At 72.8% G+C, this 14859-nt stretch carries 11 protein-coding genes; 10 read left to right on the top strand and 1 reads right to left on the bottom strand.

The window, feature by feature from the left end:
• Positions 1-112 precede the first annotated feature (112 nt).
• From AMY39116_RS0303595 to AMY39116_RS44580, 5 genes are all read left to right on the top strand, one after another.
• A complete protein-coding gene (locus tag AMY39116_RS0303595; RefSeq protein ID WP_020416343.1) occupies positions 113-661 on the top strand; it encodes a TetR/AcrR family transcriptional regulator in 549 nt (182 codons plus the stop codon).
• Positions 661-2616 (top strand): ABC transporter ATP-binding protein, encoded by a 1956-nt coding sequence (locus tag AMY39116_RS0303590; RefSeq protein WP_020416342.1) that lies wholly within the window; start codon positions 661-663, stop codon positions 2614-2616. Before AMY39116_RS0303595 ends, AMY39116_RS0303590 begins: the two co-directional genes overlap by 1 nt.
• Positions 2617-2672: 56 nt before the next feature.
• Positions 2673-3116 (top strand): hypothetical protein, encoded by a 444-nt coding sequence (locus AMY39116_RS0303585; RefSeq protein WP_020416341.1) that lies wholly within the window; start codon positions 2673-2675, stop codon positions 3114-3116.
• Positions 3113-3631, top strand: a complete 519-nt coding sequence (locus AMY39116_RS0303580) for a hypothetical protein (RefSeq protein ID WP_020416340.1) — start codon at positions 3113-3115, stop codon at positions 3629-3631. The genes AMY39116_RS0303585 and AMY39116_RS0303580 overlap by 4 nt, the downstream gene beginning before the upstream one ends.
• A gap of 97 nt (positions 3632-3728) precedes the next feature.
• Entirely contained in the window at positions 3729-5507 is a 1779-nt protein-coding gene (locus AMY39116_RS44580; protein ID WP_020416339.1) for a hypothetical protein, read from the top strand.
• Here the strand turns inward: AMY39116_RS44580 and AMY39116_RS0303570 are convergent.
• Positions 5504-7138, bottom strand: coding sequence for a hypothetical protein (locus tag AMY39116_RS0303570; RefSeq protein WP_020416338.1), 1635 nt, complete (start codon positions 7136-7138; stop codon positions 5504-5506). The genes AMY39116_RS44580 and AMY39116_RS0303570 overlap by 4 nt on opposite strands.
• 173 nt (positions 7139-7311) lie before the next feature.
• On the opposite strand from AMY39116_RS0303570, the gene AMY39116_RS0303565 reads away from it, so the two are divergent.
• The 5 genes from AMY39116_RS0303565 to AMY39116_RS0303545 are packed head-to-tail and all read left to right on the top strand — an operon-like array spanning position 7312 to position 14720.
• A complete protein-coding gene (locus AMY39116_RS0303565; protein WP_020416337.1) occupies positions 7312-8487 on the top strand; it encodes a hypothetical protein in 1176 nt (391 codons plus the stop codon).
• Between the two features lie 2 nt (positions 8488-8489).
• Positions 8490-10553, top strand: a complete 2064-nt coding sequence (locus tag AMY39116_RS0303560; RefSeq protein ID WP_020416336.1) for a class I SAM-dependent methyltransferase — start codon at positions 8490-8492, stop codon at positions 10551-10553.
• Positions 10550-12433 (top strand): glycosyltransferase family 4 protein, encoded by a 1884-nt coding sequence (locus AMY39116_RS0303555; RefSeq protein ID WP_027935598.1) that lies wholly within the window; start codon positions 10550-10552, stop codon positions 12431-12433. Before AMY39116_RS0303560 ends, AMY39116_RS0303555 begins: the two co-directional genes overlap by 4 nt.
• The gene (locus tag AMY39116_RS0303550; RefSeq protein WP_020416335.1) at positions 12430-12918 is read left to right on the top strand and encodes a hypothetical protein; all 489 of its coding nucleotides are present in this window, start codon (positions 12430-12432) and stop codon (positions 12916-12918) included. The genes AMY39116_RS0303555 and AMY39116_RS0303550 overlap by 4 nt, the downstream gene beginning before the upstream one ends.
• Entirely contained in the window at positions 12915-14720 is a 1806-nt protein-coding gene (locus AMY39116_RS0303545) for a glycosyltransferase (RefSeq protein WP_020416334.1), read from the top strand. The genes AMY39116_RS0303550 and AMY39116_RS0303545 overlap by 4 nt, the downstream gene beginning before the upstream one ends.
• Positions 14721-14859: the final 139 nt, after the last annotated feature.

The raw sequence follows: 14859 nt of genomic DNA, 5'->3' as shown, positions 1-14859 counted from the left end.
GGTTCGGGGCCGCGTTCCGGCGCGGCCCCGTTCCGTTACCCGCTTGACGGAGTGAGCGCTCACTCCGCACACTGGTGCCATGACCGCTCCTCCCCGCCGGCGCGCGCCCGGCATGAGCGCCGAAGACCGGCGCCGGATGATCGTGCAGGCCGTGCTGCCGCTGGTCGTCGAGCACGGCGCCGCCGTGACGACCGCCCAGATCGCGCGCGCCGCCGGGATCGGCGAGGGCACGATCTTCCGCGCCTTCAAGGACAAGGACGAACTGCTCGACGCGTGCGTCGCCGAGGCGCTCAAACCGGACAGCGCGCTGGCGGTGATCGCCGAGATCCCGCTCGACCAGCCACTGGCGGACCGGCTCACCGAAGCCGCGGAGGCCTTGTCGGCCCACCTGGAGCGGATGGGCGCGCTGATGGGCGCGTTGCACTCCTCCGGCAGGCTCAAGCGCGGCGAGTTCAAGCAGGGCAGGCGGGGCGAGTCGTTCCGCGCGATGCGCGAGTCGCTCGCCGATCTGTTCACCGACGAGGACGCGTTGCGGCTGCCTGCGGACAAGCTGGCGGCGACCTTCCTGTCGCTGCTGCTCGCCCGGCGCCGCGACGACCAGGGCGGGCTCGCCACGGCGGAGCTGATCGACGTGTTCCTGCACGGGGCGGTGGCGGCGTGATGCACGGTGGTGGCCCGTCGATCAGCTTGCGGCGGCAGATGCGGCGGCGCAGCAGTTCGGTCGCCGAGAGCGGCCTGACCGGCCCGGTCGACATCCCGGACCCGGCGCGGGCGGACGAGCCGAAGGACCTGCGGTCCCGGCTGGCCCGGTTGCGGCAGGCGACGAGCGGGACGGTGCGCGGGTTGCCGCGGGTGTTCCGGCTGGCCTGGCAGGCGAGCCCGCTCACCACCGTCCTGATCGCACTGTCCACTGTGGTGAGCGGCTTGATGCCGACGCTGACCGCGTACGTGGCGAAGCTGCTGCTGGACGCGGTGGTCGCGGCGGTGCAGGGGCACGGGACGACCACGCGGATCGTCGAGCTGGCCGCGCTGGAGTTCGGCGTGTTCACGATGACCGCGATCAGCACGGCGCTGACGAACGCGGCGCAGCAGCTGCTGCAGGAGCGGATGACGCTGACCATCCGGCACCGCGTGATGGACCACGCGAGCAGGCTGGACCTGCAGTTCTTCGAGGATTCGGAGTCCTACGACCAGCTGCGGCAGGCGTCGCAGGAGGCGCCGCAGCGGCCGGTGTCGATGCTGACCTCGGCGCTGGGGCTGGGGCGCACCGCGATCACGTTCGGCAGCATGGTGGTGCTGCTGGTGTCGGTGAGCCCGCTGCTGGCGGTCGTCGCGCTGCTCGCACCGGTGCCCGCGTTCATCTCGCAGTCGAAGTACGGGTCGCGGGCGTTCGTGCTGTCGCTGTGGATGTCGCCGATCCGGCGGCGGATGGACTACCTGAACTCGCTGGTCACGACCGATACCTACGCCAAGGAGACCAAGCTGTTCGGGCTCGGGCCGTACCTGGTGGACCGGTTCCGGCGGCTCGGGCAGAACTACTACGCGCGTGAGCGGAAGCTGACGACGCGGCGCAACTTCGTGGGGACGGCGTGGAGCCTGTTGTCCACTTTGGCCGGTTCCGGGATCGCGCTGTACATCGCGCTGGAGGCGGTGGCCGGGCGGCTGACGATCGGGGACCTGGCGTTGTACACGGCGGCCGCGGCGGCGGTGCAGACGTCGGTGCAGGGGTTGTTCAGCGGGTTCTCCGGAATGTACGAGAACAACCTGTACCTGGACACGCTGTACGACTTCCTGGGGACCACGCCGCGGATCACGGCGCCCGCGGTGGCGAAGCCGCTGCCCGAGCCGGTGCGGGGGCACATCGAGTTCGAGAACGTGTCGTTCAGCTACCCGGGCGCCGGGGAGAAGGCGCTGGACGGCGTGTCGTTCGAGATCCGGCCCGGGGAGACGGTGGCGGTCGTCGGGCGGAACGGGGCGGGCAAGTCGACGCTGATCAAGCTGTTGTGCCGGCTGTACGACCCGACCGGGGGCCGGATCCTGCTGGACGGGGTGGACCTGCGGGAGTTCGACCCGGACGAGCTGCGGTCCCGGATTTCGGCGATGTTCCAGGACTACGTGACGTACCAGGGCACGGCGGCGGAGAACATCGGGCTCGGGCAGCTGGGCGCCCTGGACGACCGGCCGCGGATCGAGGACGCGGCGGAGCGGGCCGGGGTCGCTTCGCGGATTTCCCGGCTGCCGCGGGGTTTCGACAGCCCGCTGGGCCGGTGGTTCGACCAGGGGGTGTCGCTGTCCGGCGGGGAGTGGCAGAAGATTGCGCTGGCGAGGGCCTTCATGCGGGACGCGCCGGTGCTGATCCTGGACGAGCCGACATCGGCGCTGGACGCCGCGGCGGAGCATGATTTGTTCGCGAGGCTGCGCGCGCTGTCCGAGGGCCGGACGACGCTGTACATCTCGCACCGGTTCTCGACGGTGCGGCAGGCGGAGAAGATCCTGCTGCTCGACCGGGGCCGCCTGGCGGAGGAAGGAACGCACGAGGAGCTGATGTCCCAGGGCGGCGACTACGCGTCACTGTTCACCCTGCAAGCGGCGGCGTACCTGGAGGAGGCGGCGTAGTCGCTGGCAGCTGGGCAGCCCGGGCGATATCGTGCTGGCCGAGCGAGGGAGGGCTCATGAGCGACAACTCCGGCGACGTGGCCACCCAGGTGGCCAACGTCTTCGGCGGCGAGCAACAACTGAACACGATGAACACCGACGCGAAGCGCATGCTGGCGGACGCGCAAGCCGGCCGGTGGGCGGTGGACGAGGAGACGGGCACACACCTGCGCCGCGCCATCGAGCAGATGAAGGAACGCCTGGACGGTATCCGGCCGAGGATCTACCTGCTCCAGCAAGCGCCCAAATTCGGCAACGACGACTACGCCAAAAAGGCATCCGCCCACTTCCTGACCGCAATGGATTCGGACGACCAGTCGCTCGTCCAGGTTTTCACGGCTGCCGTCGACTTGCTGACCACTCTCCAGCAGGCGGTCGAAATCGCGATCAGCAAGTACCAGGTTGCCGACGACGCGGTGAGCGAGACTCTCAGCACCTTCAAGGACCAGGAACCCCGGTGAGCACAAAGTTCCGCACCATCAACGCTGTGGCCGGCTTCGTGTGCTTCGCGGCCGCGGCGGCAGGATGCACCAGCACCGTGGCCGGCACAGCGTCACCCGCGCCCACGACCGCACCGACAGCGAGCGCGGACGTGTTCAACGGGCTGAACGCTTGCCGGCTCCTGGATCAGCTCAACGCAGGCCAGGGGTTCAACCCGGGGGAAAACAAGAGCGCGCGGAACCAGTGCGTCGCGGTGAAGCCGGGTTGGGGATCGTTCGCGTTGGCCCTGGATCCCGAACAGGGACTCAGTGAATTCGCGACGGCCAACACCGGTGTGGTGAATTCCTCGATCAACGGCCGAAGGGCGATGCAGGCGCAGACCACAACCGGCGGTTGCGCTATCGCACTCGAGGTGACCGAGCACGCACGGGTGTTGGTCATAGCCACGCTGTCCGATACCGCCGACGGCATTCGAGCGTGCCCGGACGCACGGACGTTCGCCGACAAGGTGGAGCCGCTGCTGCCGGCGGGGTAGGCAGGGCAGATCGGACACATCCGCACCCATCGAACCGGTGATCGCGCTATCTTCTCGGTGACGTCCACCGTGCGCAAGTTGACCGAGGAGCCCCGGGATGAGTTGGCAGGACGAGCTGCGCCGTTTGGACGCCGAGCTCGCCAACGGGACCATCACCCAGCACCAGCACCGCAAGATGCGGGACGAGCTGCTCGCCGCCGCGTCGGGCAACGTGGCGCCGGCGTCCGTCGCCTCGCCGCGGGGGCGGGTTGACGGGGCGCCTCAGTGGCAGAGTGCGAATCCGGCCGGTTCGGGGTTCGCTCCACAGCCGGGGCAGGCGCCGTGGCCGCAGACGCCGCAGGGGTGGCCTCAGGAGGGCGCGCCGCAGGGCGGGGGGCCGCAGGGTTTCGCGCCGCAGGGGTGGCCGCAGGGGCAGGTGCCCCCGGGCGAGTACGGGCAGCAGCCGGTGGGTGGGGTGCCGCAGGGGCCCGCCGGGGTGCCGGGGCAGCCGCAGGCTCCGGGTGCGCCGGGGCAGCAGGTGGGGATTCAGCCTCAGGTGGGGCAGGCGCCTGCTGGAGTCGGGCAGCCGCAGGACGGGTACGGGCAGGTTCAGACCGGCGCGACGGGGCAAGCTCCGGCGGGGCAGCCGCAGGCTGGTCCGGCTCAGGTCGAGGCGGGTCAGGTCGGGCAGGGTCAGGGCGGCCAGGTTGAGCCGGGCGCCCAACCGCAGCCCGGGCAAGGCCAGCCCCAGGGTGGGGGCAGCCAGACGGAGCAGGAGCAGCCGCAGGCCGGCCAGCCGCAGGCTGAAGCCGGGCACGCGCAGGTCGCGCAGGGGCAGCCGCACAGCGGCCAGTCTCAGGCTGGGCAGCCGGGCGGGCAGCCGCAGGCTGGGCAGCAGCAAGGCGGCCAGAGCCAGCCGCAGGGCCAGCAGGCCGACCAACCGCAGGGCCAGCAGCAGAATCAGCCGCAAGCCGGCCAATCCCAGAGCCAACCGCAGGGTGAGCAGGCTCCCGAGGTGGGCAGTGCGCTCGCCACGGAGGAAGGGCCCACCCAGAGCATCTCGGCGCAGCTGCTCGCCACCAAGAAGCCCACGAGCGCCCCCAGCCCGGCCGACGAGCGGGCCACCGATTCGATGCGCTTCCCCTCCATCGAGGACGCTCCGACGGTCGTCACGAATCCGGTGCCTCCGCCTGCCCGGCCGTTGCCCAGCATGTCCCCGCCGCCGCCGCTGCACGGGCCCGGTCAGCAGCTTCCCTTCGACGCCGCGCCCGTGTTGCAGGCGCCGCCGAAGCGCAAGCCCACCTGGTTGTTCATCACCCTCGGCGTCGTCGTCGTGCTCGCGATGGTCGCGGCCGGTGTGTGGTTCCTGCGCGGCGACAACACCACCACGACCGCCCAGCCGACCACCTCCGCCGTCAGCTCGCCGGAGGCCGTCGAGGCGCGGTTGCCGACCCTGCCGGGCACCCCGAGCACCAACAACGGCACCCTGACCGTCGAGCAGGGCATCGACCTCAAGCTGTACTCCCGCGAGGAAGGCCAGCTTTTTAAGGACAACGGCGCGAACCAGGTCATCTTCCGCGGCTCCTCCCAGGGCCCGCAGGGCTACCTCGTCCTGGTCGTCCCCGCCAGCTCGCCCGCCGCCGCGGCCTCGATCACCCGCGGCCTCTACGAGCACTCCCTCACCGCCGGCCTGCAGACCGTCCCGTCCGGGTCGACCGACGCGAAGGCCGTCACCGGCAGCAACTCGGCAGGCCAGATGAGCGGCACGTGGTACACCTCCGGCAGCTACGCCGTCGCGATCTGGGTGTCCCAGGGCCTCGACGGCGACCCGAACTCGCTGGCCGAACGCCTCGCCCAGACCAAGACCTCCCTGGCCACGGCCCTCCCGCCGAACTAGGGCACCTGGCCGGGCCGCAGCACGTCACCACACCGCCCGGTCACCGCCGCCGCGCGCGAGGCTTCCACGCGTGGCACGGTGACCCGCGCGTACGCCCGCAGGTTCACCAGGTCGTCGCCGTCGAGCGCGTCCAGTCGCACCCAGTCGCCGTTCTTGCCCGTCCGGTCCAGCACCACCGCCGCGTACTCGACCGCCAGGCGCCCGTCCGACGTCAGCCCCGTCAGGTCGGTCCACGGCACGTGCGTGTGGATGAACGTGGGCTTGACCTCGTCGAACACGTAGTCCCGCAACCCCTGGAAGTCCCCCGTGGACACCAGGTCCGCGATGCGCGCGTCCGCCAGCCCCACCGAGTCCACCACCCGCAACCGGCTGGTCAACGCCGTCCCGCCGACGTCCGGCAGCAGCACCGACCCCTGCCGCAAGCCGATCGTGTCCGCGTACCCGTTGAACAACCGCCCGTACCGGTCCGCGATCTGGCACAGCGGCACCACCGGGCCGCTCGCGAACCCGCGCCCCGAGTCCGCCAGCGCGGGCGCGCTCGGCACCGCCGCGGCCACCAGCACGACCGCCAGCACCGCCCGCCACCGCACCGACAGCGCCCGCATCACCTCGACCACCGCCAGCGCCGCGACCAGCGCCGCCAACGTCCAAAACGGAGTCGCGAACCGGAACTCGCCGCCCGGCTCCGGGTTGAGCACGCAGTACGCCGCCAGCGCGAGCACCATTGGCACCAGCCACGCCACCAACGGCCGCCGCAACGCCGGGACCAGCCAGAACGCCAGCCCCACAGTCACCAGCCCGGCCAGCACCACCGGCCAGCCGAGGTACTCCACCGGCTCCACCACCCGCCCGGCGTTCGACCACGCCGGCGGCTGCTGGTTCTTCGCCACCGCCGTGTTCGGCACCCACCGCCCGAACTCCGCGTGCCGCCACAACAGGTACGCGCCGTACGGCACCGCGAACGCCAGCACCGACACCCCCGCCGGGAGCAGCGTCCGCCACCGCCGCGCGAACACCAGCGCCACCACCGGGTACGCGACCAGGAAGATCGCCCCGTCCGGCCTGGTCAGCGCCGCCACCACCGCCAGCAGACCGGCGGCGAGACCGACCCGCACGGCAGCCACCCGCCCGTCCGCCACCGCGCCGAACAACAGCGCCGCCAGCCAAGCCACCGCCAGCGCGTACAGCGGGTTCTCCAAACCGGACAGCGACCAGATCACGAACGACGGGATCGCGGCCAGCAACCCGCCCGCGAACAACGTCACCAGCCACGCCCACCGCGTGACACGGCTCACCGCGAAGTGGCACGCGGCGAGAACACCGGCGCAGCACAGCAATCCGAGCGCTTTCGGGAACAGGACGTAGTCGGGCACACCGAAGATCGCGCCGGTGTCGAAGAGGCGCAGCACCTTCCCCAGTACCAGCAGGACGAGCCAGGCCGGGTTCGAGAACCCCTCGACGGGTTCGGCACCCGGCTGGAGCACCGGCCCCGCGCCGTCGACGAGGTCCCGCGCGTAGGCGAAGGTGATCGCCGCGTCGTCGTTGATCCAGTTGCCGTAGGACCAGCCGTGCAGGCCGATGAGCGCGGTTCCCCCGGCGACCGCGGCCACGGCGGGCCAGCGTGCCGCCATTTCGCCCCCTCCTCGTCACACCCTAACCAGAACAAGGTCACGAAATGACCCTCACCGGCGATGAGCAGGGTAGGCGTGCACAATGTGCGTCGTCACCGTAGCGCTATCCGGCGGACGCGTTCCGCCTCGTCCAGAGCAGATTAGGGGGCTACCGGGTGTCCTGGCAGGAGGAGTTGCGCAAGCTGGACGAAGAGCTTGCCTCGGGACGTCTCTCCGCGGACGACTACCGCGTCCGCCGGGACCAGGTGCTCTCGTCCGCGGTGTCCTACAGCGACAGCGCGTCCCAGCCACAGCAGCCGGCGCCGCAGCAGCAGGACAACTCCGCGGATTCGACGCAGGTGATCGCGCCGATCAGCCCGCCGCAGGGCACGCCGCAGCCGCCCCAGCAGCAGCCGCAGAACTTCTCCGCGGAGCCGACACAGGCCGTCTCGCCGAACTGGCAGGCCAGGCCGCCGGTGGACCCGGAGCGCACCCAGTACGTCGCCAACCCGCCCGCGCCGCAGTCGCCGCCCGCGGGCTTCCCGGCCTCCCCGCCCGCCGGGTTCCCCCAGTCCGGCCCGCAGCCGGTGCAGCAGCCGTGGAACGCGCCGGAGTCCGACGCGAGCCCGCCGTGGGGCGGCTCCGACTTCCCGCCGATCAGCCCGGTCGCGCAGGGTCCGGAGGCCTTCGACGACAAGCCGGCCAAGGGCAAGGGCAAGGCCGTCTGGATCTCCGTCGCGGTCGTCGTGGTGCTGGTCGCCGCGGGCCTGACGATCTTCCTGACGACCTCCGGCGGTGACGACACCCAGGCCGGCACCACGACCACGCAGGCGCCGCCCACCTCGAGCGCCGCCAGCAACTCGCCCAACCAGGCGCTGCTGGACAAGATCCCGCCGACCGAGGGCACCGCGGACGGCCAGAGCGGGCTGCTGCCGGTCAACCGGCTGGTCGACCTGGGGATCATGGATGAGGGCGAGGCCACGCTGCTGAGCAGCCGCTCGGTGCAGGAGGTCGCCTGGCGCGGTTCGCAGCGCCAGCCGGACGCCAGCGGTCCCGGCAACGAGAAGATCTCGGTGACGGTCATCCCGCTGGACAGCTCCGCCACCGCGACCGCGCTCGCCGGCCAGCTGCGCCAGTACTACGTGCGCAACGGCCTGGTGCTGATCAGCGACCAGCTGCCGAACATCCCGCCGCAGGTGGTGTTCCACAAGCTCGTCGCCTCGCCGATCGTGTACCGGGCCACCTGGGTGTCGGGCGAGAACCTGATCCGCGTCAACGTGACGCAGGGCGACCTGGCCGACGAGGCCGCGTTGTCGGGCGCCTACCAGCGGACCGTCCGCTCGATGTTGCTGCCCTATCCGGTGGGCTGATCGTGAGCGACCTGGTCGCCGAGATCATCCGCAACGCCGCCGACCACACCGCGCTGTCCGACGAGCTGCACTTCGCGGCGCTGGCGCCCGGCGAGCGGGACCAGCTCGACCACGGCCGGGCCAACGCGCTGCGGGCGCTCCGGTTGCCGCCGGACGCGCACGTGCTCGAAGTGGGCGCGGGCCACGGCGCGGTGACGCGGTACCTCGGCGAGCGGGTGGCGCGGGTCGACGCCGTCGAGCCCGACCACGCGGAGGCCGTCCGGGCCCGCACCGCCGATCTGCCCGGCGTGCGCGTGCTGGACGAGGTCCCCGGCGAGCGGTACGACCTGGTCGTCGCGTCCGACGTCGAGCACGCGGACCTGTTGAAGCCCGGCGGGGTGCTGTGCCTGGCGGTGCCGAACCGGCTCGGCGTGGGCAGGCCGGGCGGGCAGTCCCGCCGCCACTGGGAGCGGCGGCTGGCCGAGGCCGGGCTGACCGTCCACAAGGTCCTCGGCTGCCTCCCCGGTCACCGGATCACCCGTGCCGTGATCACCGCCGAACTGCTCGACCGGCACCCGCGGCTGGCGGTGGAGCTGTCCGGCCGCGACGAGCGATGGGCCGAGATGGTCGAGGGCGGTCTCGGCCTGGACACCGTGGACGGCCTGCTGTTCCTCGCCTCGGCAGGCGAACCCGCCGCCCGGCTGTGGCCGGACGGCCTGCTCGCCACCTACTTCAACACCGACCGCGCGGCCCGCTGGTGCACCCGCGCGGACGTGGTCGGCGACGAGATCCGCCGCACTCCCCTGCTGCCGCAGGAACCGGGGCCGGTCGCGGTGCGCGAGTGGACGGACGTCGTGGTCGACGCCCCGACGCTGCCCGAGGTGCTGGCCGAACAGCCGTGGCGGGCCGCGGAGCTGCTGACCGCGTGGGCGGACCTGGTGCGGGCGAACCCGTCGTGGGACCTGATCCCGTCGAACGTGCTGGTCAGCGACCCGCCGCGGGCGATCGACCTGGAGTGGGAGCGCGCCGGAACGACTGCCGGCGAGGTGATCGACCGGGGCCTGCTGCTGCTCGCGGACGAACTCGCCCGCGCGGGCTGGGCGGGCGCCGCGCCCGGCACGACGGTGCGGGACCTGGCCGCCTGGCTCGGTGTCCTGCTCGACCGCCCGACGGCGTTCGTCGACGCGGCCGCCGAGCGGGAGGCGGAGTTCCAGGCCATCCGGCGCTGCGGCGTCACCTCCGGTCCCGGTCTGGACCACGAGCGGGACGCGATGCGACTGGCCTGGCGCCGCCGTCTCGCCGAGGAGACCACGCGGCACACCCCGGCCCCGACCGAACTGGACGCGCAGGTCGCCCGAACCATGGCCCGCGTCGACCGGATCATCGCCTCCGGCGACTCGATGTTCCGCGGCAACACCGAGCACTACTTCGCGGTGGCCGGGCAGGCGCTGCGGGCGTGCCTGCACGGACTGCAGGCCGCCGGCCGTCCCGCGCCGCGGCGGGTGCTCGACTTCGGCTGCGGCTACGGCCGGGTGCTGCGCACGTTCCGGGCCGCCTTCCCGGACGCCGAACTCGTCGCCTCCGACATCGAACTGGACGGCGTGGAGCACTGCGTGCGGTTCTTCGGCGCGATCGGGCTGCCCGCGTCGGTGCGCATCGAGGAGATCCCGCAGGTCAGCGACATCGACCTGATCTGGTCCGGTTCGGTGCTGACCCACCTGGACATCGCGGCGTGGGACGCGCTGCTGGGCTACTTCGAGCGCGCGCTCGCGCCGGGCGGGGTCGCGGTGGTCACCACGCACGGCCGCCGTGTCGCGTGGCGGATGGCCAACGGCGGCGAATACGGCCTGACGGCCGCGGACCACGCCCGGGTGCTGGCGGACTACCGTGACCACGGGTTCGGCTACGCCGACTACCCCGGCCAGCCCGGGTACGGCATCTCGCTGAGCACGCCGGAGTGGGTGACCGGGCACGTCCTCACCCCGCGGCTGCGCCTTGCCGGGTACGTCGAGGCGGGCTGGGACGGCCACCAGGACGTGCTGATCCTGGTCAAGGACGCCGAAGAGACGTTGAAGGCGGGACGATGAACGCAACGGCCGGGTTGGTGCGGCCGGGACGGCCGGTGGGGCACCTGTTCGAGCTGCGCGGGTGGGTCACCGCGGGCGAGACCGTGACCGTCCACATCGGAGGGTCCGAGGCGGAGGTGCGGCGCCACGACACGGGCACCGAACCGCCGGGCACGACCGGTCTGCTGATCCGCACGAAAGACCCGGTGCCGACCGGCAGGCACGAGGTCGTCGTCCGCGCCGCGAACGGCGACGCGCTGACCGGCGCCGTGGTCGAGGTCGGTCGCTTCGGCGACGAGGAACCGCTGCGGCTGTACGAGATCGACACCCCGAAGCACGGCGACAACCCGCAGGGCGATGTCGTGTTCGTGCGTGGCTGGGTGCTGCTCGATTCGCGTGCGCCGTCGCTGGTCGAGGTCCTGGTGGACGGCGGTGAACCGGTCCGCGCCCGCACCCGCCTGCCGCGGCCGGACGTGGCCGACCACCTGCCGGACTTCCCGGACGCCGGGGTCAGCGGGTTCGAGGCGCGGGTGCCGGTCGACCTGCCCGCCGGGGAGGACCGCGCGTTGTCGGTGCGGGTCCGCGTCCGCGGCGAGCTGTCCGGCGAGTGGACCTCCGAGGCGCGCGAGGTGGTGCTGTCCAACCCCGCCGCCGAGGACGCCGACGTCGCGCTGGCCGCCCGGCTCGCCGACCGCACGCGGAAGGCGCTGGCGCGGCCGCGTGGCGGCACGGATCCGCGGCACGTGCTGGTGTTCACGCACAGCCTCGCGGTCGGCGGCGGGCAGTTGTGGTTGCAGGAGCTGCTGGACCGGCTCGCGACCCGGCACGGCTGGCGCATCACGGTCGTCACCCAGCTCGACGGCGAACTGCGCGCGGACTGCGAAGGGCACGGCATCGACGTGCACCTCACCTCGCCGTACCGGGTGCACGACGTCGCCTCCTACGAAGGGCACATCGCCGAGCTCGCCCAGTTCGCGCGTGGCACCGACGCCTCGGTCGCGCTGGTCAACACGCTCGGCGCGTTCCCCGGCGCGGACGCGGCGATCCGGGCCGGGCTGCCGACCGCGTGGGTGCTGCACGAGAGCTTCGACCTCAACGACTTCTCGTACCAGAACTGGGGTCCGGCCGGCCTGCTGCCGCCGGTGCGCGAGCGCTGGGTGAGCACGCTGGGCGAGGCCGACCGGCTGCTGTTCGTCGCCGACGCCACGCGCGAGATGTTCCTGCCGTTCTCGTCCCCGGCGCGCTGCCGCACGATCCGCTACGGCACGCCGATGGTCGCCTACGGCGGCCAGGTGTCCGAACGCGACCGTCGAGCGGCGCGGCGGAAACTCGGCATCCCCGAGGACACCACGCTGCTGCTCAACGTCGGCGTGCTGGAGCCGCGCAAGGGACAGGGCCTGCTGATCAGCGCGATGGACCGGGTCCGGCGGGCGCACCCGGGGATCCGGCTGAGCATCGTCGGCCACCACCCGTCGCCGTACGGGCTCGCGCTGGCCGAGTTCACCGAGCGGACCGGACTGCGGGACTGGGTCGACCTGGTGCCGATCCAGCGCGCCCCGGCGCCGTGGTTCGAGGCGGCGGACCTGTTCGTGAACAGCTCCGACGTGGAGTCGCTGCCGCGCTCGATCCTGGAGGCCGTGTGCTGCGGCCTGCCGGTCGTGGCCAGCGACGTGTTCGGCGCGCGGGAGATGATCGCCGACGGGCACAGCGGCTGGCTGTTCGAGCCCAACGACGCGGACGCGCTCACCGTCGCGCTGCTGCGTGCCCTGGACACCCCGGCGGACCGGCGGCGCGCGATCGCCGCGAACGCCTACGAAAAGCTGCACGGCTGGCTGGACCCGGCGGGCTACGCCGCCGAGTACGCCGACGTGCTCACCGAGCTGGTGAAGGAGCGGGGATGACCGACGAGCTGCCAGGTGCGGTGCGCGCCGAGCTGACCCGGTTGCGGGCCGAGCGGGTCGCGTTCACCGAGGAGCGCGAGCGGTTGCGCACCGAACTGCGCGAGTCGGAACTGCAGATCCGCGAGCTGACCAAGCACCGCGACCAGCTGGTGAAGCAGGTGGAGAAGCTCGCCGGCGTCGCCGAACGCGCCGAGCAGGCCGACGCGCTGGCGCGGGACGTGCTGGTCGCCCGCGCCGAACGCGATTCGCTGCGCGCCGAGCTGGCCGAGACCCGCGGCGAACGCGACCGGCTGCGGCTGCGGCTGCTGGACGCGGAGCTGCAGCTGTCCGGCGCGGCGCCTGCCGAGGCGCCGCTCACCGAGAGCGGAACGCTCGCCGCCGAGCAGCGGGCCGCCGAGCTGGCGCGGGAACTGGACGCGACGCGGGCGACGGTGAGCTGGCGGGTCACCGCGCCGCTGCGGGCCGTGCGGCGGCGGACTTCATGACCGCGCAGCTCTGCTTCGTGTCCGCGACCGGCGGCTCCGGGTTCATGGCGGAGCTGCTGGAGGTGGTCGCCGATTCGGTGCGGCGAGCCGGGTTCCACGCGACCACCGCGACCGGCCGCTACCCGGACGCGGACGCCGACACGGTCTACGTCGTGGTGCCGCACGAGTACTTCGTGGTGACCCCGGAGGCCGACCAGCCGACCGAGGAGCAGCGGCGCCGCACCATCGCCTTCTGCGTCGAGCACCCGGGCACGGCGACCTTCGAGCGCAGCGCGGCCTTGCTGCCGGGGCTGGCAGGCGCGGTGGACATCAACCACGACTCGACCGCCGAACTGCGCCGCCGCGGCATCCCGGTCGAGCACTTCCAGCTGGGGTACTCGCCGCTGTGGGACGCGTGGGGCGGCGACCCGGACAGCGCCCGCGAGATCGACGTGACCTACCTCGGCACCGCGGAACGGCGCCGGTCCAAGCTGCTCGCGTCCTACGCCGGCGACCTCGCCGACCTGCGGGTCCGGCTGCTCACCCCGCCGCACGAGCCGATGGGCCCGCGGCGGGTCGACTTCCTGCCCGGCGAGGCGAAGTTCGCGCACCTGGCGAACTCGCGGTTCCTGCTCAACCTGCACCGCGAGCGGTCGCGGGCGCTGGAGTGGGTGCGGGTGCTGGAGGCGCTGTGCAACGGCTGCGTGGTGCTGACCGAGCCGTCCACTGACCTCGCGCCGCTGGTGTCCGGCACGCACCTGGTCGTGACGCGGCCGGAGTCGCTCGGCGCGGCGGCCGCGGCGCTGGCCGCGGACCCGCAGCGGGAACGCGACCTGCGGCTGGCGGGGTACGAGTTCGTGCGCACCGCGCTGGACCCGCTGGCCTCGGCGAAAACGCTCGTCGAACTGGCTGAACGGGTGCTGACCGCCTCGCCCGGGGTGCCCGCGAGCGCCCCGCTCGCCGAGACCACAGCCGTCGAGGAGCCGCGGCCGCTGGCTATCGACACCCCCTCCTGGGACGTGCGGTTCGCCGGCACCCGGTCGCTGGGGGCGCCGGCCGAGAACCCGCCGCTCGCCACGCGCATGGGCCAGCAGACCGTGGACGCGCGCCGCACGTCCGGCGTGGAGTGGCTGCCCTCGGCGGTGCCCACGGTGTTCCCGGACGCCGACCGGGCCGAGGTGGACGTGCTGCTGGTCCGCCGCCCCGGCGAACCGGATCCGGACCCGCTGGTCCGCGACCTGCTCGCCGGCACCGTGCTGCCGCGCCGGATCCTCGTCGGCGAGGACGGTGTCGCGCCGCGGCCCCGCCCCCGGCCAGCCGACCTGCTGCGGCACGAGCTGCCGCTGGGCCGCGGGTACACGCGCAACCGGCTGCTGGAGCGCTCGTCCGCGCCGTGGCTGCTGGTGCTCGACGGCGGGCTGCGGGCCTCGCGCCGGCTGCTGGAACGGCTGGTCGCCGCCTCCGCCGACGTCGACGTCGTGCACTGCCCGGTCGCCGACCCGGTCGAAGGACTGGTCGCCGCGCTGCCCCCGGAGGAGCGGCGGCTGGCGGAGCTGCCCTACCTGGGTAGTGGGTACCTGGTGCGCCGCGAACTGGCCGAGTCGTTCGGCGGCTGGACCGAGGACCCGCTGGCCGACGGCCTGGAGGACCACGTCTTCTGGCGGCGGCTGGCCACCCGCGGTGTGCCGACCGCGCTGGTCCAGCAGGTCCTGCTGAGCCGGTTGCGGCCCGATCCGGCGCCCCGCCCGGTGGACCTCGATCCGCACCGCGTCTGGTCGCTGACGCGCATCCTCGCAGGTGAGCCGGTCACCCCCAACGGGTGACTTCGGCGTGTCACGCAACCTCCTCCCACTCCCGCGCGCCTACCGAGCAGAGCATCGGGCACGGGAAGGAGGCGCGGATGTGGATCCAGATCGGCCTCGTCGGCCTGATCGCCGTGGTGTTCCTGGTGCGGCTGGTGGC

Source organism: Amycolatopsis sp. ATCC 39116 (assembly GCF_000231075.2).
GTDB lineage: Bacteria > Actinomycetota > Actinomycetes > Mycobacteriales > Pseudonocardiaceae > Amycolatopsis_E > Amycolatopsis_E tucumanensis.
This window is presented reverse-complemented; position numbering and strand designations above follow the sequence as displayed.

Bases quoted from the DNA above. Each gene is read 5' to 3' on its own strand.
- AMY39116_RS0303590 (WP_020416342.1), top strand. From the start codon at position 661: ATGCACGGTGGTGGCCCGTCGATCAGCTTGCGGCGGCAGATGCGGCGG.
- AMY39116_RS0303595 (WP_020416343.1), top strand. From the start codon at position 113: ATGAGCGCCGAAGACCGGCGCCGGATGATCGTGCAGGCCGTGCTGCCG.
- AMY39116_RS0303570 (WP_020416338.1), bottom strand. From the start codon at position 7,138: ATGGCGGCACGCTGGCCCGCCGTGGCCGCGGTCGCCGGGGGAACCGCG.
- AMY39116_RS0303545 (WP_020416334.1), top strand. From the start codon at position 12,915: ATGACCGCGCAGCTCTGCTTCGTGTCCGCGACCGGCGGCTCCGGGTTC.
- AMY39116_RS0303550 (WP_020416335.1), top strand. From the start codon at position 12,430: ATGACCGACGAGCTGCCAGGTGCGGTGCGCGCCGAGCTGACCCGGTTG.
- AMY39116_RS0303585 (WP_020416341.1), top strand. From the start codon at position 2,673: ATGAGCGACAACTCCGGCGACGTGGCCACCCAGGTGGCCAACGTCTTC.
- AMY39116_RS0303555 (WP_027935598.1), top strand. From the start codon at position 10,550: ATGAACGCAACGGCCGGGTTGGTGCGGCCGGGACGGCCGGTGGGGCAC.
- AMY39116_RS44580 (WP_020416339.1), top strand. From the start codon at position 3,729: ATGAGTTGGCAGGACGAGCTGCGCCGTTTGGACGCCGAGCTCGCCAAC.